Source organism: Herbaspirillum lusitanum (assembly GCF_046025995.1).
Lineage (GTDB): Bacteria > Pseudomonadota > Gammaproteobacteria > Burkholderiales > Burkholderiaceae_D > Herbaspirillum > Herbaspirillum lusitanum_A.
Genome location: NZ_JAQQFM010000005.1, coordinates 562,039 through 584,072 on the forward strand (window position 1 = coordinate 562,039; position 22,034 = coordinate 584,072).

Consider the following 22,034-nt stretch of genomic DNA (forward strand, 5'->3'; position numbering starts at 1 on the left):
CTAAGCCTTGATCACCGCCTGCGCATACGCAGGATCGATCAGCGCCGCGATGGTCTTGGGCAGATCGGTGCCGCTCTTGACCAGATCTTCCTCGGTCAGGATAGGCGCTGCTGCGCGCAGCGCATCGATATGCTCCTTGCCGATCTGAGGATGCGAAAAATCGTTACGCGTCAATTGCAGCCGGGCCACCTGCGGCGACAGTTTCGATTCGGCCGACAGCAGCGCTACGGTTTCTTCGCGGTTGGCGATGATCCACTTGCGAGCCCGCTCATAGGCCGTGATCACGCGCTTGACATGCTCAGGATAGCGCACCGCAAAACTGTCGCTGACATTGAGGAAACCGTAGGTATTGAAATCGACATTGCGATAGATCAGGCGCGAGCCGGCTTCGAGTTCGCTGGCCGCCAGATGCGGATCGAGTCCGGCCCAGGCATCCACGCGATGTTGTTCCAGCGCGGTGCGACCGTCGGGATGCTGCAGATGGACGATCTCGACGTCGCTCTTGCTCAGACCGTTGGCATGCAGCGCGCGCAGCAGGAACAGGTAAGGATCGGTGCCCTTGGTGGCGGCGACTTTCTTGCCTTTCAGTTCACGCACCGATTTGATTGGCGAGTCCTTGGCCACCGCCAGCGCAGTCCATTCGGGGCGCGAGTAGACGTACACGGCCTTGACGGGATTGCCGTTGGCGCGCGCCAGCAAGGCGGCCAGTCCGGCGGTGCTGCCGAAGTCCACGCTATCGCTGTTGAGATATTCCAGCGCGCGATTGCTGCCCTGGCTCAGGACCCATTTCACTTCGGTGCCTTCCGATTTCAGATCCTCTTCCAGCCAGCCGAACTTGCGCAGCACCAGACTCGGCGGCGAATAATAGGCGTAATCCAGGCGGATGGTCCTCGGGCCTTGCGCCGCTTGCAGCGACAAGGGAAGAGCGGAAAGGGCGCCAAGCCCGACTGAGGCCGCACCGAGGCGGAGGAAGTGTCTGCGTTCCATGGAGTCCATTCTTGTTGTGAGCAGCAGTGCGGCAAGCTGCATGGGGGAACGGCTACTCTAAGGATGAATGCGCACGGAAAAAACGATTTTTTCCACCTTTGGTTATGCGCTTTCTGAATGTCATGACGGCGCGGCCGGCGACACAATGGCGCGCTCCGGCTCAGTTGCTCAATGGTAAAAGCCACCCTTGATGAAGCGAATCGGTTCTGCATCCATGGTGGCGATCAGTTTCTCCAGACCTTGCGCTGCAGAGTCCTTCCCGGCAGCCGGCTTTGAATCGCTCGCCGACGGTGGCCGGCACAGCATGTCTTCGTCCGACCAGGCATCGGCGGCATCAGCGGTATTTGCAGTATTTGCGGGACGCTTCAGCGCCCGCACCCAGCCGTCGCGGTCGGCAATCAGTTGCGCGCCGGCCAGCCGCTGATCGGCTATCGCCGTGATGATGGACAGCGCATGCAGACTTTCCGCGGCGGCGTTGTTGCATTGGATGGCGCCTATGCGCCCGGTGTCGGTCGCGGCTGCAGCGGCCGGCCGTGCACCGGCATTCAGCAGCAGACTCTGGAAACGCGGATCTTCCAGCGGCAGCGCCGCGCCATCGGCAGGCGCAACAATCAGACGCACGCGTTGCCCATGCCAGTCTGCGATGCGCGCCGCATTTGACGGCGCGCAATTGAGTTCCATGTCCGGGATCGCGACCGGGCGTTGCCATAGTCCGGTCTCCCTGATGTTGACGCCGGCGGCATTGGCCTTCATATAGTCGATCAGCGCCCAGCTGTCGGCCACGCTGATCTGCTCCGCAAACGCCGGCATTTCGCCCTTGCCATGCCGGATGCTCCACAGCACATCGCCGTCCGGCCGTCGCCACAGCAGACCGCTGGAGAGATTGGGGGGCGCGATGGCCAGTGCCAGCCCGATGCGGGTGTTGCCCTTGCCGTCCGCGCCATGGCAGCTCAGGCAGAATTGCGAATAGACGCGTTCACCGCGGTTGATGGCCTGCGCCGAGAACGCGGTCGGCGAGACATGAAAACTGCTGGCGCTGGCCGGCTGGCTCAGCAAGCCGATGTCGGGCCAGGGCGTGAGTGCGCCGATCGCGATGGCGAGCAGCAGCAAGGGAATGCGAAAACGTCTCCATATCAGCGCCGCCGCCAGTGACAGCAATGCCAGCAGGCTGTAAGCAAGCGCGCCGGCCAGAGCGCGCGTGACGCTGCGGTCGATGACCAGCACTTCGCCGCTCAGCCTTGCGGCGAAAGGCCAGGCCGGCTGGCCGTCGATGTCATGCGTGATGCCCAGCCCATGCATCAGATGCAGCAGCGCCTGCTGCAGCGTTTGCACGGTCTGCAGCAAGAGATTGGTGACGCCGTTCCAGTCGATGTCGATGGCCAAAGCAGGAATGGACGCGGAAATTGAACCGAGAATTGAACCGGCAAGCGTCTGACTCAGCAACACATCACCAGCTCTGATCCAGTCCGAGGTGGCGCAGCGCCTCATGCCGCAGCTCGGCCAGATGCGGATCTCCGCGCCGGCGCGGATAAGGCAGACCGACCTTGATCTCGGCCGCTATCTTTGCCGGGCGGTTGCTCAGCACGATCACGCGTTGCGACAGAAACAGCGCCTCCTCAACATCATGCGTGACCAGCAGAGCCGAGAATTTCTGACGCTGCCACAGCGCCACCAGCTCGCTCTGCATCGACAATCGGGTGAGCGAGTCGAGTTTGCCCAGCGGCTCGTCCAGCACCAGCAATTGCGGATCGTTGACCAGCGCCCGCGCCAGTGCCACACGTTGCGCCATGCCGCCCGACAACTGATGCGGGAAGGCTTGCGCAAAGTCCTCCAGTCCGACGATCTTCAGGGCGTGATCGACGCGCTGATGCTGCTGTTTCAGCAGACCGCGCGCCTGCAGGCCGAGCGCCACGTTGTCCCACACCTTGCGCCAGGGGTACAGGGTCGGATCCTGAAACACCACGATGCGCGAGGGATCGGGGCGCACGATAGGCCGGCCGTTTTGCAGGATGCTGCCGCTGGTGGCCGGCTCCAGCCCCGCCACCAGTCGCAGCAAGGTCGACTTGCCGCAGCCGCTGGGGCCGAGCAGGGCGACGAATTCGCCGGGCGCCACCGACAGCGAGACATCCTCCAGCACCTGCAAGGGCCCGGCCGGAATATCGAACCAGTGACTGACGTTGCGGATATCGATTTGGGCGCCGCTGCTTACAGCAGTGTCGGCAGTTTCAGAAGGCGCAGCTTCCAGCACGGCTGTTTCGCTCGTGGTCACCATTTCACTGTTCCTTTTTGCCACGACAAAGCGTGGTCGCGTATCTTGAAGAGCAGGGTGATCAGACCCGAGCACAACACCGCCATGACGATCAGCGCGGCATACATGTTGCTGTAGGCGGCCCAGCCCTGCGACCATTGCAGATACCAGCCGAGCCCGGCTTTCACGCCCATCATCTCGGCCGTGACCAGTACCGAGAACGAGGCGCCCAGCCCCATGAAGAGCCCGACGAAAACCTGTGGCAAGGCCGCCGGTATGGCGACCCGGAGGATCAGAAACGACTCCGATGCGCCCAGGGTGCGCGCCACGTCGTAATAGCTTTTATTGACCGAGGCCACGCCGGACCAGGTCAGCACGGCAACCGGGAAGCCGGTCGCCAGCGCGATCAGGAATACCGCCGCCGCGTAGCTGGACGGTGCGAAGAAGAAAGCCAGCGGCAGCAGCGCCGAGGCAGGCACTGGCCCGAGGAAACGCAATATCGGATGGATCCAGTAACCGGCAATGCGCGACCATCCCACCAGCACGCCGACCAGAAAGCCGATGATGCTGCCGGTGGCGAAGCCATGCAGCAGCAGACGCAGCGAATGGGCCGTGCTCAGTCCCAGCCGCGGCCAGTCTTCCGCATAGACCTCAATCAGACTTTGCGGCGGAGCGAAAAAGGGCGGCGGCAGTGCGCCCAGTTTGGCGGTCAATATTTCCCAGACCGCCAGCAGCAGCGGCAGCGCCACCAGCCACAGGCCGGCCGGGCGCAGCACATTGACGGCGCGCGCGAAGTAGCCGGTGCCCGACAGCAGAGCCAGCACCACACCGCTTGCCGCCAGCGCATAGCCGAACTCGTCGGTGAACGCCCAGTCGCTGAAACCCACCGGCTTGTTGGGCCATGACAGCGTGAGCAAGGACAGCCCCAGCCAGGCGACTGCCGCCACCAGGCCGGTGCGCCAGATCGCCGGGCCGGCTGGGATGTGAGGACGCGCCTGCGGTGCTGCTTCCAGCGCCTCCAGCGAGAGCGCTTCGCCGGCAATCCGATTGCTGCTGCTCGTCATGTCAGACTCCTTGCGTGAAATGGTCGCGTACGCCGTTCAGTGGCGGTCTTGAGTGGCTGCACCATCAGGCCAGCACATCGACCGTCACGTGATTGGCGAAGCGCACCGGGTCGGTGGACTTCTTGAGCACGCCGGCGGTGTGGAAGTCTTTGGCGAAGTATTCGACTTCGGATCGCAGCGAACTGCCGGTCGGGTGGTTGTGATACGTCAGATCGGTCAGCAAGGTGCGCAGATCCTCGACCGGCACTTTGGGCGAATACTTGGCATACAGCTTGGCCGCTTCGTTGGGGTTTTCCGCCACGTATTCGGATGCCTGAATGATGGAGCGCACCACCGCCGCGGCAGCCGGTTTGTTGTTGCGGACAAAGTCGCCGCGTGCGCCGACGATGCAGCAGATCTTGTCCTTGTATTCGCCGATGCCGCTGTTGCCGATCTCGGTAAATACGCCCTGATTGCGTTTTTCGATAAGGTAGACATTCGGATCGCCGTCGGCAATCGCCTGGATCTCGCCTTTCTTGACGGCGACGTCCAGCAGATCGGCCGGGTAGACGCGCCACTCGATATCCTTGTCGACGTTGACGCCGCGCTTGGCCAGGTGGATGGCAAAGAAATTCTTGGCCGGACTGTTCAGATCGGAGACGCCGATGGTCTTGCCCTTGAGTTGTTTCCAGTCGGTGACGCCGGCCTGTTTGGCGCCGACCATGCGCAGGCATCCGCCGTGTGCGGCGCCGATCACCTTGACGTCGAATCCCGACTCCAGCGGCTTGAGCCAGCGGTGAATCAGCCCGACGCCGACATCGGCCTTGCCGGTCGCCAGCGCTTCCAGCAACTGATCAGTGGAGCCGCCCCAGTTCAGCAGTTCGACCCGCAGGCCATTCTTTTCGAAGATGCCGCGTTCCTGCGCCACCACCACCGGCGACAGGCAGAAAGCCACCGCACTCCAGGCGAACGTCAGCTTGTGCGGCGCGCCGGCCGACCACGCTGATCCGGCTGCCAGCGATCCGCCGATGCCGGCCAGTGCGGTGGCGCCGCCGACGCGCAACATGTCGCGGCGCGACCAGCCTGGCGATGGCGCAACGATGCTGCCGCTGGTGGCGAGGGCGGACGATTCGAGCTGGTCTTGAGCGAAGATATTTTTTTTCATTGCCAGTGGCTCCACTTGATTTTTGAAGTTGCGGATGTCTGAGGGGAACTGTTCCAAGCAGCGAAATATGAAGCAGGAAAGCGGCAGCGGCAAAGAATAAGAATGAGCAAACTTATGCAATCGACTCATGGTGCAGGCGCATGCGCAGCGCCCTCCGGCCTTGCCGCCTTTCGTCGGTCGCGAGGCAAGGCGCGATGCGGATCACGCGCATATCCATATTCGGATTGCTTCCTTGCGGGGCCGCCTTCATCGTCCGAAACTGAAGCACTCATCCACTGAAAAAAGAGAGCCTCATGACATCCCTGAATCACTATCTCCATGAAAAGCGCAGCGCAGTATTGGCGCGCGAGGCGCTGATCGATGCCGGCAGCGCCGGTCCCAATTCCTTGCACGCCAAAGTGGCGGCGGAGGGGCGCAGCGGCGTGCGCCGCATCCGGATTCGCGATCATCAGATCATCACCGACAGCCCGCCGGACTTCGCCGGTTACAACCTGGGGCCGAGTTCGCCGGAGCTGCAACTGGGCGTGCTGGGCTCGTGCGTGACGCATATCTTTCTGATTCAGGCCGCGCATCGCCAGGTACCCATCGATTCGCTGGAAGTGGAAGTCAGCGGCAAGATCGATCCGCGCGGCGGACGTCCGGGCCATGAAGACATTCCGATCTGGCCGCACGACATCGGCTACACGGTCTTTCTCAGTTCGCCGGCAGCGGACGAAGAGGTGAAAGCCCTGTTTGAAGCAGTCGAAAAGACCTGCCCGATTCTCAATCTGCTGAAAAATCCGCAGACCATCCGCGCCGAGATCAAGCATGTCAAAACCGATGCGGCCAAGGCGGCCGGGGTTGAAGCCGAGATCGCGTAGTTATTTTTTTAATTATTTATTCACAAATGAGAGAGGCGCATGAGTCTGTCGACCACATTGCAATCCAGCAGCGAACAGGTTCGGAATGTGCCGTCGGGGCGCCTGGAAGAATTCGTCACGCAATTTTCGCGCTTGCTCGACGCTGCGCCCTCAGAAGCAGACGTTCTCCAGCAGGGCGGCGAGCTGCTGCGCAAGCTGGTGCGTTTCGACGATTGGTTGCCGCAAGAGTTTGCGCAGCCTGATGCTCAGCACTATCGCCAGTACCTGTTGCATCTGGATCCGGCGCAGCGCTTCTCGGTGGTCAGTTTTGTATGGGGCCCAGGCCAGAAAACGCCGGTGCACGACCATACGGTCTGGGGCCTGATCGGTGTGCTGCGCGGCGCCGAGTATTCGCAATCGTATGCGCTCACCGGCGGCGCCTTGCAGGCCATCGGTGCGCCGCACTTGCTGGAACGCGGCGTGGTGGAGGCGGTGTCTCCGCATGCGCAGGGACTGCATGACATTCATCTGGTGCGCAACGCTCATGAAGACCGCACCTCGGTCAGCATCCACGTGTATGGCGCGAATATCGGCGCGGTGGAGCGCTCCTTGTATTACCAGGATGGCACGCGCAAGCGCTTCGTGTCGGGTTATTCCAATCTGACGCCGGTCGATTCATGAGTTGCTGTTTATACGCGAATTGCATCTTCATCAGCTTCTGCAAACAGAAAGCGCATAAGCAAACACGTAATTAATCCTTCCTCACTTGCCTTGCGCGACCTTAAGCTCCGGTTTTGTCTGAACAAGAAATCCAACAGGAAAACAATGAGCGTCAATCGCCGGAATTTTATTTTGTCCTCGGGGACATTACTGGTCGCCTCGGCCTGGCCTTCCATCTCTTTCTCGCAAACCGAACCGCGTCGCGGCGGCGTGCTCAACGTCCATCTGGGCTCGGAGCAACGGATTCTGAATCCTTCGCTGCGCGCCTCGACGGGCGTCTATATCGTCACCAGCAAGATCATCGAGTCGCTGGTCGATCTCGACGCCGAAGGCAAGCCGGTGCCGCAACTGGCGACCTCGTGGACCTCGTCCAAGGACGGCAAGACCATCACCTTCAAGTTGCGCGAAGGCGTGAAATGGCATGACGGCAAGCCGTTCACTTCGGCCGACGTGCAATACAACGCGCTGGAACTGTGGAAGAAGCAACTGAATTTCGCCACCGCGCTGCAGTTGAATCTGACCGCGGTGGATACCCCCGACAAGCACACCGTGGTGTTCCGTTACGAGCGGCCGATGCCGCTGGATCTGCTGTTGCGCGCGCTGGCCGATCTCGGCTACGTGGTGCCGCGGCATGTGTTCGAAGGCCGCAATGTGCTGGAGAATCCGGCCAATACCGCGCCCATCGGGACCGGCCCGTTCAAGTTTGTGGAATATCAGCGCGGCCAATACATCATCGCCGAGCGTAATCCGGATTACTGGCGCAAGGGGCTGCCGTATCTGGATCGCGTGGTGTGGCGCATCATCACCGACAAGTCGGCCGCCACCGCCGCGCTGGAAACCGGTCAGCTGCAACTGAGCGCGTATTCGCAACTGGCGCTGGCCGATCTGGACCGCCTGCGCAAGAATCCGAAATTCGAAGTCCGCAGCAAGGGGCTGGAAGCCAATGTATTCAACAACACGCTGGAGTTCAACTTCCGCCGCAAGGAGCTGGCCGACGTGCGCGTGCGGCGCGCCATCGTGCATGCGATCGACATCAATTTCTTCGTCGAGAATTTCCTGTATGGCCTGGGCAAGGCGGCCTCGGGGCCGATTCCGTCGACCTCGTCCTTCTTTCCCAAGGGCAGCAAGCCGCCTTACCCCTTTGATGTCAAACGCGCCGAATCGCTGCTGGACGAAGCCGGTTACAAGCGCGGCAAGGGCGGTCAGCGCTTCTCGCTGAAACTGGTGCCGATCCAGAACGGCGAAGATGTACCGCTGCTGGCGACCTTCATTCAGCAGTCGCTGGAAGCGGTGGGCATCAAGGTCGAAATCGTGCAATACGACATCGCCGGCGCGCTCAACGCGGTCTACAAGGACAATACTTTCGACATCGCCACCGGCTGGCACCAGTATCGCGGCGATCCGGCGGTCTCCACCACGGTGTGGTATCGCTCGGGCAGTCCGGCCGGCGCACCATGGACCAATCAATACGGCTGGAAATCGGACAAGGTGGACAAGCTCATCGACGACGCCGCCACCGAGATCGATGCCGGCAAGCGCCGTGCGTTGTATGGCGAATGGGTCAAGGCGGTCAATGACGAGCTGCCGATCTGGATGGCCACCGAGCGCGAGTTCTATTCGGTGGTCAGCCGCAACGTGCAAAACGGCCACAACAATGCACGCTGGCCATCCAGCAGCTGGCACGACACCTGGCTCAAAGCCTGACCGGAGCAGCTGACATGCGTTTTCTCGCACTGGCCGGCAGGCGGCTGCTGGCCGCCGTGCCGGCTCTGTTGATCATTCTGGTCGGACTGTTCCTGCTGCTGCAACTGGCGCCCGGCGATACGGTGGATGCGCTGGTGGCGCAGATGGGCGGCGCCGACGCCACCATGATCGCCAATCTGCGCGACTACTATCAGCTCAACGATTCGGTGTCGGTCAGGCTGGGGGATTATCTGTGGCGGCTGGTGCATCTGGATCTGGGTTATTCGGCGATCTACGGCAAGCCGGTGGCGCTGGTGATTGCCGAGCGCCTGCCGGCGACCTTGCTGCTGATGGGCTCCGCGCTGGCCATCGCCTTCTCGGTCGGCATGCTGCTGGGCGTGATCGCCGCCCGCCGCGTCAACCGCTGGCCGGATACCCTGATCTCTTCGCTGGGTCTGGTGTTCTACGCCATGCCTTCGTTCTGGTTCGGACTGATGGGGATTTTCGTGTTTGCGGTCTGGCTCGACTGGTTGCCTTCCGGCGGCTTCGAATCGATAGACGTGTCGCTGCACGGATTGGCGCGCGTGCTGGACATTGCATGGCATCTGAGCTTGCCGACCATCACCTTGTCGATGATATTCCTGGCAATTTACCTGCGCATCATGCGGGCCTCGATGCTGGAAGTATCGACCCAGGACTTCATCCGCACGGCGCGCGCCAAAGGCGCCGGCGAAACCAGGGTGGTGGTGCGTCACATGCTGCGCAATGCCTTGCTGCCGATGGTGACGCTGATCGGTTTGCAGGCCGGCACCATGCTCGGCGGCTCAGTGGTGGTGGAAACCGTGTTTTCGCTGCCGGGTCTGGGCCGGCTGGCCTATGAGGCTGTGGTGCAGCGCGATCTGAATACCTTGCTCGGCATCGTGTTCGTTTCAGCCTTGCTGGTGATCGCCATCAATTTCCTGGTCGACTTGCTCTACGCCAGACTCGATCCGCGGATAGCCGCGACGCGTTGACTTTGTGCGGGCGATGCGTCGGCCGCCGCCTTCTGGTTTTTCTTAGCTTTCTCTATTTTCACTTTCATGAATCTGATCAAACGCTATTTGCGCAATCCGGCAGCGGTGGTCGGGCTGATCCTGCTGCTGACGGTGATCGCCGCGGCGCTCGGCGCCGATTGGGCTTACCCCCGCAATCCGCTGAGTCTGGCCGGACGTCCTTTGCAATGGCCGGGCGAGGGTAGCCGTTTCCTGCTGGGCACCGACCAGGTCGGGCGCGACATCGCCGCACAGATCCTGCACGGCGCCCGCGTCTCGCTGGCCATCGGGCTGGTGGCCACCAGCATTGCCGCCTTCATCGGGCTGGTGCTGGGCGCGGTGGCCGGTTTTTATGGCGGCTGGATCGATGACGTGCTGATGCGTGTGACCGAGGCCTTCCAGATTCTGCCCAACTTCCTGTTGCTGCTGGTGCTGGTGGCGGTGTTCGGCTCCGACATCACCACCGTGGTGCTGTCGATAGGCGTGGTGTCGTGGCCGCCGGTAGCGCGGCTGACGCGCTCCGAATTTCTGTCTCTGCGTCATCGCGAGTTCGTGCTGGCGGCGCGCAGTCTGGGCGTCGGGGATCTCAAACTGATCTTCCGTGAAATCCTGCCCAATGCCTTGCCGCCGGTGATTGTCTATGCCAGCGTGATCATGGCGGTGGCGATTCTGCTGGAGAGCGCCCTGGCGTTTCTCAATCTGTCCGATCCCAACGTGCCTTCATGGGGCAATCTGATCGGCGCCGGACGCAGCGTGATCCGTGTTCAATGGTATGTGTCGGCGATTCCCGGCGCCGTGATTCTGGTGACGGTACTGGCGATCTCGCTGGTCGGCCAGGGGCTCAACGACGCCCTCAACCCGAGGTTGCATCGCTCATGACTCAAGTTCACCAATTCAGGGACAGTCAGGCTCAGGCCGGCGATCCCTTGCTATCGATTCGCCATCTCTCCATCTCCTTGCCACCGGGTGCAGACCGCAAGCTGGCGCTGGATGATGTCTCTTTCGACCTGCATGCAGGCGAGATTCTGTGCGTGGTGGGCGAGAGCGGTTCCGGCAAGTCGCTCACCGCAGGTGCGTTGCTGGGTCTGCTGCCGGATGGCGTGCGCGTCGCGGGCGGGCAAGTGCTGTGGAACGACAGCGCGCAGCAGGGGCCCGAGAATCTGTTGACGCTGCCCGGCGAAACCCTGCGCAGCCTGCGCGGGCGTCGCATCGGCATGATCTTTCAGGAACCGATGAGTGCGCTCAATCCCTTGCATACCATCGGCAGTCAGCTGGAGGAAGTGTTCCGGGTACACACCACGCTCAGACGCGCCGAGATAGACGCCAAGGTGCTGGAGTTGCTGCTGGCTGTCAATATCCCCGACCCGGCACGCACGCTGCGCGCTTATCCGCACGAGCTGTCAGGCGGCCAGCGTCAGCGCATCATGATCGCCATGGCGCTGGCGCTGGAGCCGGCCTTGCTGATCGCCGACGAGCCGACCACGGCGCTGGACGTCACCACGCAGGCGCAGATTCTGCATCTGATTCACGACCTGCAGCGCCGCAAGGGCACGGCGGTATTGTTCATCACGCACGACTTCGGTGTGGTGGCGGAAATTGCCGATCGCGTGGTGGTGATGCAGCGCGGCAGGCTGGTGGAAAACGGGGCGGCCGAATCTGTCCTCAATCAGCCTGCGCATGCCTACACGCAAAGCCTGATCGCAGCCGTGCCGTCCATGGTGCCGCCGGCGCCGCGCGTGATATCGGCGCCGGCATCGGAGCAAGCGACGGACACGCCGCCGGCGCTGGATATTCGCGGGCTGAGCAAAACCTATCGCCAGCGCGGCTGGTTCAATCGCAATGCGCAGCCGACCCAGGCTCTGGCCGAGGTGAGCCTGACGCTGCCGGCCGGCGCCACGCTGGGCATCGTCGGCGAGAGCGGTTCCGGCAAATCCACGCTGGCCCGGCTGATTCTCGGTTTGCTTGAGCCGGACACCGGCGACTTGCTGGTGGCCGGCAAGAGTCTGGTGCAGGGCCGCAGTGCACAGCGCAGTCTGCGGCGCGAACGCGCACGCAAGATTCAGATGGTGTTTCAGGATCCGTACAGTTCGCTCAATCCGCGTCACAAGGTCGGCGACATCGTCGCCCAGGGGCCGTTGGAGCAAGGTGTGCCGCGCAAGCAGGCGCTGGCGAAAGCACGAGAACTGTTCGAGCTGGTCGGGCTGGATCCGAACGCCTTGCACCGGTTTCCGCATGAGTTTTCCGGCGGTCAACGCCAGCGTGTCGGCCTGGCGCGCGCACTGGCGCTGGAACCCGACATCCTGCTGGCCGATGAGCCGGTCTCGGCGCTCGATGTGTCGGTGCAGGCCCAGGTGCTGGCCTTGCTGGCGCGGCTGCGCGAGCAGCTCGGCCTGTCGATTCTGTTCATCACGCATGATTTGCGGGTGGCGGCCCAGGTCTGCGACCGCATCGCCGTGATGAAGGACGGTCGCGTGGTCGAGCAGGGCGCCAGCGCCGACTTGTTCAGTGCACCTTCCCATCCCTATACACAAGCCCTGTTGTCGGCCGTGCCCGGCCGACACTGGAAGCAGTTTGCCGCCGACCTGGCGGCCTGAATTTTCTCCGGAGCTCACATGTCTGAACGCATCGACCACGTCGTCATCCACGTCGAACAGGAAATCGACCAGGCCGCAGCGCAATACGCCCGCCTCGGTTTTGCGTTGACGCCGCGCGGCCATCATTCCAAAGGCACCAGCAACCACCTGGCGATCTTCGGCGACGATTATCTGGAGCTGCTGGGCGTGGAGCCGCACAACGCCGATAAACCGGGCGTGAAATGGGAGCATCCGCGCGGCCTGGTCGGGCTGGTGTTCAAGACCCGCGACGCAGATCAGACCTGGGCCAGCCTGAGCGAGCGCGACATCGCCCTGGAAGGCAATGGTCCGAGCGCATTGCAGCGACCGGTGGAGATCAAGGGCAAGCTGCTGGGGGAGGCGCGTTTCCGCACCTTTCGCATTGCGGCCGATCGCGTGCCCAACGGCCGTGTGTTCTTTTGCGAACACGGCACGCCGGAGCTGGTCTGGCGCCAGGAATGGCAGACACATCCGAATGGCGCAACCGGGCTGGCCGAATACGTCTACGTCTCGCCCGATCCCGAAAAAGCCGGGAAGCTGCTGAGTCAGGCCTTTGGCGCCGACGCGCTCTCGCAACATCAACACGGCCTGCGTTTCAAGGCCGGCCCGACCGACATCTGGTATCTGACGCCGCAAGGCGTGGCCGAACATTACGGCATCGATGTCAAACTGATTCCACAAGGCATAGAACGCGCCTTTGGCCTGACGGTGAAGGTGGATTCGCTGGATCGCGCACTGAAGGTGCTGACGGAGAACGGCGTGACGAACGTCAAGGACGGCTGCGACCGTATTGTCGTTCCTCCCGAGTCCGCGCATGGCCTGATATTGGCTTTCGCCTGAACCGCAACGGCTTGGAAGCGACGGCCTGCAGTCGCCGCTTTCAGCTCTTTCTATCTCGGCTCTTTGTTGTCTCTTTCTACGCTCTGCGCTGACTTTGTCAGTCTGCCGTCAGTTTTCTGCCGTGTCATCCATCGCAGGTAGCGGGTAGCCGATTGGCGCGCTCGCCACAACACTCCTCCATCCCGCCGCCGCCGGCCGCGCTCAGCCCGGACGGCAGAAGCTCCTCCGTCTCGCCGGACCATGCCATGTCATGGTGCAGTAATACTCGCTGTTTATCCTGCTGGGTTAAGTCACGCTTTTGCGAGTGGAGCGCCAGCCCAGTGAACAAAGAATTTAAAGAATTTCATTTCTCCCCGAACGTGGGGCGGCAGCTTCAGCAACCGGCTGCCGGTGCTTTGGCGATTGAGGTGCCGACGGTTTCCTTTAGCGAGAACAACGCCAAGGTACTGGAGATTTTCGGACTGCATCGTGAACTGATCAGTTTGCCCGTGCTGGAAAGCGGCAGGCCGATAGGGCTCATCAGCCGCAATATCTTCATGTCGCAGATGTCCAGGCCCTATCACCGCGAGCTGTACGAGAAAAAAAGCTGCATCGCATTCATGGACAAGGATCCGCTGATCGTAGAGTCACATACGCCGATTGAAACCCTGGGCGCGATGGCGGTCGAGACCGGCGACAAGACACTGGCCGACGGTTTCCTGATCGTAGACAACGGTCAGTTCGCCGGCTTCGGCTCGGGCCTGGGGCTGATGCGCATGATGGTCGAACTGCAAGCGGAGAAAAACCGCCAGGTCATGCAAAGCATTGACTACGCCAGCGTCATTCAGCGCGCCATGCTGAGTGCCTCGCGTGCGGAAATGCGCCGCGCGCTCGACGATGTCTGTCTGGTCTGGGAACCGCGCGACATCGTCGGCGGCGACTTCTATCACCTCGAATTCTTTGCCGACGGCTGGTTTGCCGCCATCGCGGATTGCACCGGGCATGGCGTGCCGGGCGCCTTTCTCACCCTGATTGCTTCATCCTCGCTCAAGCAGGCCCTGGAGCAGCACGGCCCGCACAATCCGGCGCTGATCATGAGCGAAGTCAATCGCAGCATGAAGCAGGCGCTGGGGCAGCATGCCGGATCGGAACGCCTGTCGGAATCCGACGATGGCATGGATGCCTGTTTTTTCTGGTGCGATGGTGCATCGCAGAAGCTCACGCTTGCCAGCGCGAAAATGCCGCTGCTCTATTTATTGCCGGGTGACGACGAGGTTCAGATCACCAGCGGCGAACGTATCGGTCTGGGTTACGTCGATACGCCTGATGACATGCAATGGAGCAATCAATCCCTGCAGCTGGGGCAAGGCGCGATGGTGCTGGTTGCCACCGACGGCATCATCGACCAGATCGGCGGGCCCAAGAACATCGCCTTCGGCAAACAAAGACTGCGCAGCATCATGCTCGCCAATCGCCAGTTGCCCATGCAGGAACTCGGCAAGAGAGTGATGGAAGAACAGTTGATCTATCAAGGCGCGCAACGGCGCCGGGATGATCTGAGCTTCTTCGGATTTCGCTTGAATTGATCAATCAACAGGAAACAGAGCGGCAGATGGAAAACAATGGAATTCAGCAGCAGTGGGATGACTTTCATAAACACGTCGAGCGACGGGATGTCATCTTCTACTACATGGGCTATTTTTCGCAAACAATCATTGCGGCGATGGCCGATGCCGTCAAATTGCGCGCCGAGCAAGCCGGGGCGGTCGCTGCAACCCGCAGAAAGCTCTTTTCTTCCTTTGTCGAGATGGCGCAGAACATTGTGCATTACTCGGCAGACCCGACCAATCGGGAAGAGGATGCCGGCCCTTCGATGCGGCACGGCGCGGTCTTCATATCGCACACCGACGACCGCTACTATTTGCACTGCGCCAATCCGGTCAAGTCGGATGTGGCCGAGAAACTGCAGCAAAAGCTGGAGCATGTCTGCTCGCTCACCATGGATGAAATCAAAGTGAAATACAAGGAGCTGTTGCGCTCCGAAACGCCGGTGGACAGCAAGGGCGCAGGCTTGGGATTCCTGACCATGGCGCGCGACGCCAGCGCGCCGCTGGAGTTTGAACTAGCGCCCAGATCAGGTGAAGGCACGCTGATGTTCTATCTGAGAGCAACAATCTGAACACTGGCCCCGCCAAATTATTTCACGCAGTCAGTTATTGAAAATGAATGAGCATATGGATAATTTATTTATTGCAGCAAGTCCGAGTTCGCCCGAAGTGGACTTCCGTTTTGATGAGCGCCGCTTGTCGGTCAAGGGCGAGTCCTATCCTGAGAATGCGGCGCAATTCTGGGGCGACATCATCGCGGTGCTCGGTCAGTTTCTGAAGCAGGATGAGGTGCGTGCGCCGATCACCGTCAACGTTGCCCTGGCCTACTTCAACAGTTCCAGCACCAAGATGCTGTTTTCGCTGTTCGAGACGCTCAATGAGAAGGCCAAATCCGATACCGAGATCGTTCTGAACTGGTATCACGATGAAGAAGACGACACGATCTTTGAGTTCGGCCAGGAGCTGCACGAAGATTTCCCCGAGCTTGTGTTCAACGACCATGCGGTAAAAAGCTGATGACAAATGTTGATCTGTTCGAGACTGAGACTGCGATTCTGGCGCGCGCCAGTCAGGTGGTCGCCGGCGGTGAAAGCGATCCCACGCGCTACCGGCTGGCGCTGGAAGAACTCATTACCAGTTATGGACGCCTGCTGCGCGAGAGCCGCCGTCTGATCGCGCGCAGCGATCGTACCGAGCGCGAGTTGAATCAGCTGAATTCCAAGCTGACGCAACTCAGCGACGAACTCGACTACAAGGCAAAGCACGACAATCTCACCGGCGCCTTGAATCGCGGCGCGGTATTTGAACGTGCTCATCACTACCTGACAAAGTCGCCGTTGTCGCTGATCGTTCTCGACATCGATTTTTTCAAACGCATCAATGATGAGTTCGGGCACCCCACCGGCGATGGCGTCATCCGTGAGCTGGTGAATCGCCTGCGCCTGGCGCTGGATGGCAAAGGCGAGGTCGGCCGCGTAGGCGGCGAGGAATTCACGGTTCTGCTTCCCGGCGTGATGCTGGGCGATGCTGCGATAGTGGCCGAAAAGATCAGGCAGTCCATCGCTCAGCAGGAATTTGCCTGTTTGCCGACACGTCCCGTCACGGCCAGCTTTGGCGTTTCATGGATTGGTCTGAACGGCGACTTCGAAGATGCCTATGCGCGTGCCGATGCTGCACTGTACAAAGCCAAGCACGGCGGCCGGAATCGGGTAGAGCGCGATAGCCAGGCCCTGGTCGATTAGTTTGCGGTCTGGATGTACCGCAAGTCCCATCACGCTCGGCCCCGCTTGCTCGGAAGAACTCCCGGTTACACGCGAATAAGAACCTGCCTCCTTGTTCGCCCGAGATGCGCCGCAGCCGGGCATGCAGGAACGCCGCTCCCACACCGGCAATTTCAGCGCGCTGCATCGATCCCGAGTACAGCGCCCAGCCAGAAAAATCATCCGGCAAATACTCAGAATGCAGGCGCAGCGCCACCTTGCAGATTGAACGGGCGAGGCGTCATCGACGCCTGGCCTGCTCCGCCGAAAGTCTGAACGGCAAGCGGGCAGAGACCTTGTTGCCCACGCACTTAATGAATTTTATACCCACGATAGAGGCTGAATCGGCTCGATTACTTGTACTTGGCTAGCTTGTAGGATGTCAGTTGAGTTTGGCTTTGACATGGCTATAATACCGATGCTGTTTCAATAATCACACTCTCCGCGCCAACGGTAGCGATAAAAAAGGATCCATCCATGGAAATCCGCCACCCATCGGCCGCACAGGACAAACTCGTCCCTGATGCCGGCCGCCGAGCCTTGCTTGCAGGGATACTCGGCAGTTATGTCTGTTCTTTCATCCCATTGCCTTTGGCGTTTGCCGATGATCCGGCGCCGGCAGCGAGCAAAGCGTCCGCGGCATTTCTTTCCCTTTCGCGCCTGCTGACGGGCAAGACCAGTCTGGATGCGGCGCAGGCCGATCGTCTTTATGGCGCCTGGTCCTCAATCGAAAAAGACTTCGAAGGCCAACTGACGCAGCTGGCCGCTTTCATCGCTCAGGAAAAGCTGGATGCGGCCGGCCTGCAAGCGGCGCTGGATGCACAAAAGTCGCCGTTGGCCAAGCTGCCGGGTCGCATAGTGACGGGCTGGTATATCGGCGTGGTCGGCAGCGGCAAGCTCGCGCGCTGCCTTACTTATGAATCCAGCCTGATGTATGCCGCCGTCGCCGATCGCGTCAAGCCGCCTAGCTATGCCTACGGGCCTTACGGAAGCTGGGGACGCAATCCGCTTGCCGCCTGAATAACCCAACCGGGAAAAAACTATGTCTGATCAACTCTCCGCCGATGTGGTCGTCATCGGATCCGGAATCGTCGGCGCTTTGGCCGCGCATCGCCTGGCATCGCAAGGCGCTTCCGTTCTGATTCTGGAAAGCGGCCCGCGCGTCGACCGCGCGACGCTGGTCGAGAACTTCCGCAACTCGCCGCGCAAGGGCGACTTCATGTCGCCTTATCCCTTCTCTTCATGGTCGCCGCATCCGGTCTACCAGCCTGAAGACAACAACTATCTGATACAGGCCGGGCCGTATCCTTACAAGGCCGAATACATCCGCATCGTGGGCGGCACGACCTGGCACTGGGCGGCGCAGGCCTGGCGCGTGTTGCCCAACGATCTGCGCATCAGGAGTCTGTATGGCGTGGGCCGCGACTGGCCGATTTCCTATGAAGACCTGGAACCCTTCTACCACGAGGCCGAGCTCAAGATGGGGGTCTCGGGAGCGCCCAACAACGGATCGCCGCGCAGCAAGCCCTTCCCGATGCAGCCGGTGGCAGAGTCTTATCTGGAACAGCGTTTTCGTGAACGCCTGGCGCCGGGCGGTTACCAGGTCATCACCAACACCACGGCACGCAACAGCCGCAATTACGACGGCCGGCCAGCCTGCTGCGGCAACAACAACTGCATGCCGATCTGTCCTATCGACGCCCAATATCATGGCGGCTTGTCGGCCGACGCGGCGGAAAAGGCAGGGGCGCGCCTCATCGCCAATGCCGTGGTCTATCGCATCGAGCACGATGACAAGGGCCGTATCGCGGCAGTGCATTACTTCGATCCGGACAAGAACACTTTCCGCGTGACCGGCAAGACCTTCATCCTGGCCGCCAACGGCATCGAGAGCCCCAAGCTGCTATTGCTTTCCGCCAGCGACAAGTTCAAGAATGGTCTGGCCAACAGTTCAGGCACGGTGGGGCGCAACCTGATGGATCATCCCAGCAATAGTCTGGTGTTCGATGCCGAGGAAGAATTGTGGCCGGGGCGTGGGCCGATGAGTCCGTCTTCCATCAACGCATTGCGCGACGGCGCTTTCCGCTCCGAGCATGCCTCCTTCCGCATCGACATTTCCAATTCCTCGCAGGTGGCCTCGGTGACCAATGCCTTGATCGCCAAGGGCGTCTACGGCGCCGAGCTGGATGAGCAGATTCGCTTCCACGCTGCGCGCCAGTGCAGCATCAAGAATGTGCTGGAAGTGCTGCCCGATCCGGAAAACCGCATTGTGCTGAGCGACCAGAAGGACGCCCTGGGGATCGCCCGGCCGCAGGTGCATTACGCGCTGAACGACTACGTGCACAAGGGCATGGCGGCGGCGCGCGAGCATTACACACGTATCGCGCAACTGATGGGCGGCACCAATTTGCGCTATTCGCCGGATGGCGTCTATGGCAACAATCAGCACATCACCGGCACGCTGAGCATGGGCAGCGATCCCAGGGATTCGGTGGTGGATGGCTACGGTCGTTCGCACGACCACCCCAATCTGTACATGGCGAGTACCGGCGTGATGCCCACTTCAGCCACCGTCAACTCGACGCTGACTGCGGTGGCGCTGGCATTGCGCTCGGCTGAACACATCCACGCCAACGCATGAGGACGCACATGAAAAAAATCAGAACATGGTGCGCTTTGCTGGCCCTGGCCTCAGGCGTTTCAGGCGTGCTGCCGGTAGCGCAGGCCGCCGACGCGGATCTGGTCAAACGCGGCGAATATCTGGCGACCGCAGGGGACTGCGTAGCCTGCCATACCGCGCAAGGCGGCAAGCCCTTTGCCGGAGGCCTGGAAATCGCGACGCCGCTGGGCAAGATCGTGTCGACCAACATCACGCCCTCCAGGAGCGAGGGCATCGGCAACTACACGCAGGAGCAATTCAGCGATGCCTTGCGACGCGGAGTGCGTGCCGATGGCCAGCATCTTTATCCGGCCATGCCGTACACCTCTTATGCCCAACTCGCCGACGACGACGTGAAGGCGCTGTACGCCTATTTCATGCAGTCGGTGCCGGCCGTGGACACCAAACCGGCGGCGACCGGTTTGCCATTTCCATTCAGTATCCGGCTGTCGATGGCGGCGTGGAATCTCTTGTTCCTCGACCGTAAGCCCTTTGTGCCGGACGGCGCCAAGAGCGCGGAGTGGAACCGCGGCGCTTACCTGGCCCTGGGACTGGCGCATTGCAGCACTTGCCATACGCCGCGCAATGCGCTGATGGCGGAAGACCATTCACGCGCATTGGCCGGCGCCGATCTGGGTACCTGGTACGCGCCGAATATCAGCAGCGACCCGGTCAGCGGCATAGGCGCATGGAGCGAGGCGGAGATCGCCGAGTACCTGCGCAGCGGCCGTGTCGACGGCAAGGCACAGGCCGGCGGGCCGATGGCAGAAGCCATCGACAACAGTCTGGGCAAGCTCAGCGACGAGGACCGCCGCGCATTGGCGGTCTACATCAAGTCCTCGGCGCCACAGCGCAATGCTGCCGATACCCAGGCCGCTCACACCTGGGGCAAACCGATGCTGGTGGCCGATAGCGTGCGAGGCGGCGCATTGGCCCTGGACACTTCCAGGTTCAACGGCGCCCAGCTGTACGACGCCAATTGCGCCTCTTGCCATCAGGCGCGCGGCGAAGGCAGCACACGCTGGGGCGGCAAGGACGGCGCCAGCTTGCCCTCGCTGTTCAACAATACGACCTTGGGTCACGCCAACAGCAACAATGTGGTGATGGCGATCCTGCAAGGCATAGAGCGCAAGCAAGGCGGCGCTGAGGTGATGATGCCGGCCTTCGGCAATCAACTGAATGATGAGCAGATCGCATCGCTCTCCAATTACCTGCTGCAGAACTTCGGCAATCCTGCGGCCAAGGTCACCGTTGAGCAGGTCAAGACCTTGCGCGCAGGCGGACCGGCGTCGCCATTGTTGAACCTGGCGCGTATCGGCATGCTGGTCGGCGGGCTCCTGGTCGTGCTGATCATCGCATTGCTATTGCGGCGCAAGCGTGCTGCTTCAGGCCGCTAGCCAAAGCTGAGGCTCGACGCGAGGGAAGCCGGAATAAACCGGAATAAGCGGTGCCCCGAGCAGGGCCGGCTAGTCTGCCGGCCCTCACGCTGAGCTGCAGTGGATGGCGAAAATCCATCCGTCGCGAGGAGAAACGTCAGCGTTTTCGGTATCAGTCAATTCTCAGGGCAAGCGCAGAAAGTTGCGCTTTGGTCACTTGCTTGCCTTGCGGTTCAGTCAACTCAGGTGTCAGCGCGCTTGCAGAAATTGCCGCGCCGCCGCCGGATGTCATGTCCTGTGACCATCCCAACATCCCCATCAGACATTGAATGAACGACAAGCGCCAGGCAGGGCGTTTGCTCGCAACTGCATGCTGTATGTTTGCCAGCGAACGCTTGCTATGGATAAGTCCACCTATACTGAAATCTGACACGGGCGCTTATGCCTGTGGCTAAACGGCTGGCTCTATCCTTAGGATGTGGCGCGATGAAATTGCATGTTGAAATAAACAAGAACTTGCTGCTCGGAGTTTTGCCCCAGCCTGAACTGGCACGCTGGCTACCGGATCTGGAAGACGTCGACATGCCCTTGGGCCAGGTTTTGTACGAATCGGGAGGGCGTATCGATTACGTTTATTTCCCTACCTCCGCCATCATCTCCTTGCTGTATGTGCTGGAAAATGGTTCTTCTGCCGAGATAGCCGTGGTGGGCAACGAAGGTATCGTGGGCGTCTCTTCGTTCATGGGCGGGGAGTCCACCCTCAGTCGCGCCGTGGTGCAAAGCGCAGGCCATGGCTTCCGGCTGCGCGCACAAGCGCTGAAAAACGAGTTCGATCGATCGGGCGCGGTGTTGCATTTGCTGCTGCGCTATACGCAGGCTTTGATTACGCTGATGTCGCAAACTGCAGTATGCAACCGGCATCACTCACTGGATCAGCAACTTTGTCGCTGGCTTTTGCTGAGTCTCGATCGTTTGCAGGGATGCGAACTGATCATGACCCAGGAGCTTATTGCCAGCATGCTTGGCGTCCGGCGGGAAGGAGTGACGGAGGCGGCATTGAAGCTACAGAAAGCTGGCCTGATCACCTATGCGCGTGGCCGTATCAAGGTCATTGACAGAAAAGGGCTGAAGCAGCGCACCTGTGAATGTTATGAGGTGGTCAAGAAAGAATATGACCGGCTTCTTCCAGATAAGATCGCAGTGTGAAATGCAGCATGCCTGGCCAGATCGCTTCATTCCCCTGCGTTGCAGCTGCTGGTGCACTAGCACGCTTTAGTGCGAAATGAGGGCAGAGAAGCTGATCAAGGGGCGTGGCGCTGCATTCCGGGCAGCATCGCTGGCTGCACTGCAAGCGCCATGTCATGGCGCCAATCAAAAATGCCCGCTGATTGGCGGGCATTTTTACTTCGCGCTTCCTTTGATCTTGCTGCAGATCAGTAAGTCAGCGTGACAGTCACGGTATCCGAGTAAGTACCTGCGAGCGGA

At 61.0% G+C, this 22,034-nt stretch carries 20 protein-coding genes; 15 read left to right on the forward strand and 5 right to left on the reverse strand.

The features are described 5' to 3' along the window. The 5 genes from PQR62_RS13785 to PQR62_RS13805 all read right to left on the reverse strand — a co-directional run bounded on the left by PQR62_RS13785 (position 1) and on the right by PQR62_RS13805 (position 5,344). Positions 1–987, reverse strand: coding sequence for an aliphatic sulfonate ABC transporter substrate-binding protein (locus PQR62_RS13785; RefSeq protein WP_408158515.1), 987 nt, complete (start codon positions 985–987; stop codon positions 1–3). A 168-nt stretch (positions 988–1,155) separates the two neighbouring features. Next, a complete protein-coding gene (locus PQR62_RS13790) occupies positions 1,156–2,370 on the reverse strand; it encodes a c-type cytochrome (RefSeq protein WP_408158516.1) in 1,215 nt (404 codons plus the stop codon). A 64-nt stretch (positions 2,371–2,434) separates the two neighbouring features. Further along, positions 2,435–3,259, reverse strand: a complete 825-nt coding sequence (locus PQR62_RS13795; protein WP_408158517.1) for an ABC transporter ATP-binding protein — start codon at positions 3,257–3,259, stop codon at positions 2,435–2,437. After that, positions 3,253–4,299 (reverse strand): ABC transporter permease, encoded by a 1,047-nt coding sequence (locus PQR62_RS13800; RefSeq protein ID WP_408158518.1) that lies wholly within the window; start codon positions 4,297–4,299, stop codon positions 3,253–3,255. The genes PQR62_RS13795 and PQR62_RS13800 overlap by 7 nt, the downstream gene beginning before the upstream one ends. Before the next feature lie 64 nt (positions 4,300–4,363). Then, positions 4,364–5,344, reverse strand: a complete 981-nt coding sequence (locus PQR62_RS13805; protein WP_408158558.1) for an ABC transporter substrate-binding protein — start codon at positions 5,342–5,344, stop codon at positions 4,364–4,366. Between the two features lie 392 nt (positions 5,345–5,736). Here PQR62_RS13805 and PQR62_RS13810 point away from each other — a divergent pair, with 392 nt between their 5' ends. The 15 genes from PQR62_RS13810 (at position 5,737) to PQR62_RS13880 (ending at position 21,755) form a co-directional block, all read left to right on the forward strand. Further along, a complete protein-coding gene (locus PQR62_RS13810) occupies positions 5,737–6,303 on the forward strand; it encodes an OsmC family protein (RefSeq protein WP_408158519.1) in 567 nt (188 codons plus the stop codon). A 39-nt stretch (positions 6,304–6,342) separates the two neighbouring features. Continuing rightward, positions 6,343–6,963, forward strand: a complete 621-nt coding sequence (locus tag PQR62_RS13815) for a cysteine dioxygenase family protein (protein WP_408158520.1) — start codon at positions 6,343–6,345, stop codon at positions 6,961–6,963. A gap of 144 nt (positions 6,964–7,107) precedes the next feature. Continuing rightward, on the forward strand, positions 7,108–8,706 hold the full coding sequence (locus tag PQR62_RS13820; protein WP_408158521.1) for an ABC transporter substrate-binding protein: 1,599 nt from the start codon (positions 7,108–7,110) through the stop codon (positions 8,704–8,706). A 14-nt stretch (positions 8,707–8,720) separates the two neighbouring features. Then, on the forward strand, positions 8,721–9,698 hold the full coding sequence (locus PQR62_RS13825) for an ABC transporter permease (protein WP_408158522.1): 978 nt from the start codon (positions 8,721–8,723) through the stop codon (positions 9,696–9,698). A 66-nt stretch (positions 9,699–9,764) separates the two neighbouring features. Next, complete coding sequence (locus PQR62_RS13830) at positions 9,765–10,595, forward strand: ABC transporter permease (RefSeq protein WP_408158523.1); 831 nt, start codon at positions 9,765–9,767, stop codon at positions 10,593–10,595. After that, the gene (locus PQR62_RS13835; RefSeq protein ID WP_408158524.1) at positions 10,592–12,310 is read left to right on the forward strand and encodes an ABC transporter ATP-binding protein; all 1,719 of its coding nucleotides are present in this window, start codon (positions 10,592–10,594) and stop codon (positions 12,308–12,310) included. Before PQR62_RS13830 ends, PQR62_RS13835 begins: the two co-directional genes overlap by 4 nt. 18 nt (positions 12,311–12,328) lie before the next feature. Next, positions 12,329–13,168, forward strand: coding sequence for a VOC family protein (locus PQR62_RS13840; RefSeq protein WP_408158525.1), 840 nt, complete (start codon positions 12,329–12,331; stop codon positions 13,166–13,168). Between the two features lie 320 nt (positions 13,169–13,488). Continuing rightward, on the forward strand, positions 13,489–14,733 hold the full coding sequence (locus PQR62_RS13845; RefSeq protein WP_408158526.1) for a SpoIIE family protein phosphatase: 1,245 nt from the start codon (positions 13,489–13,491) through the stop codon (positions 14,731–14,733). Positions 14,734–14,759: 26 nt separating this feature from the next. Beyond that, positions 14,760–15,326, forward strand: a complete 567-nt coding sequence (locus PQR62_RS13850) for a SiaB family protein kinase (RefSeq protein WP_408158527.1) — start codon at positions 14,760–14,762, stop codon at positions 15,324–15,326. Between the two features lie 55 nt (positions 15,327–15,381). Beyond that, positions 15,382–15,771 (forward strand): DUF1987 domain-containing protein, encoded by a 390-nt coding sequence (locus tag PQR62_RS13855; RefSeq protein ID WP_408158528.1) that lies wholly within the window; start codon positions 15,382–15,384, stop codon positions 15,769–15,771. After that, positions 15,771–16,496 carry a GGDEF domain-containing protein gene (locus PQR62_RS13860; protein ID WP_408158529.1) on the forward strand — a complete coding sequence of 242 codons (726 nt, stop codon included), beginning with the start codon at positions 15,771–15,773 and terminating at the stop codon, positions 16,494–16,496. Before PQR62_RS13855 ends, PQR62_RS13860 begins: the two co-directional genes overlap by 1 nt. Positions 16,497–16,991: 495 nt before the next feature. Continuing rightward, complete coding sequence (locus tag PQR62_RS13865) at positions 16,992–17,534, forward strand: sugar dehydrogenase complex small subunit (RefSeq protein WP_408158530.1); 543 nt, start codon at positions 16,992–16,994, stop codon at positions 17,532–17,534. Positions 17,535–17,556: 22 nt separating this feature from the next. Continuing rightward, positions 17,557–19,155, forward strand: coding sequence for a GMC family oxidoreductase (locus PQR62_RS13870; protein WP_408158531.1), 1,599 nt, complete (start codon positions 17,557–17,559; stop codon positions 19,153–19,155). An 8-nt stretch (positions 19,156–19,163) separates the two neighbouring features. Next, complete coding sequence (locus PQR62_RS13875; protein WP_408158532.1) at positions 19,164–20,570, forward strand: c-type cytochrome; 1,407 nt, start codon at positions 19,164–19,166, stop codon at positions 20,568–20,570. Positions 20,571–21,035: 465 nt separating this feature from the next. Next, entirely contained in the window at positions 21,036–21,755 is a 720-nt protein-coding gene (locus PQR62_RS13880; RefSeq protein WP_408158533.1) for a Crp/Fnr family transcriptional regulator, read from the forward strand. The last annotated feature ends 279 nt before the right edge of the window (positions 21,756–22,034 follow it).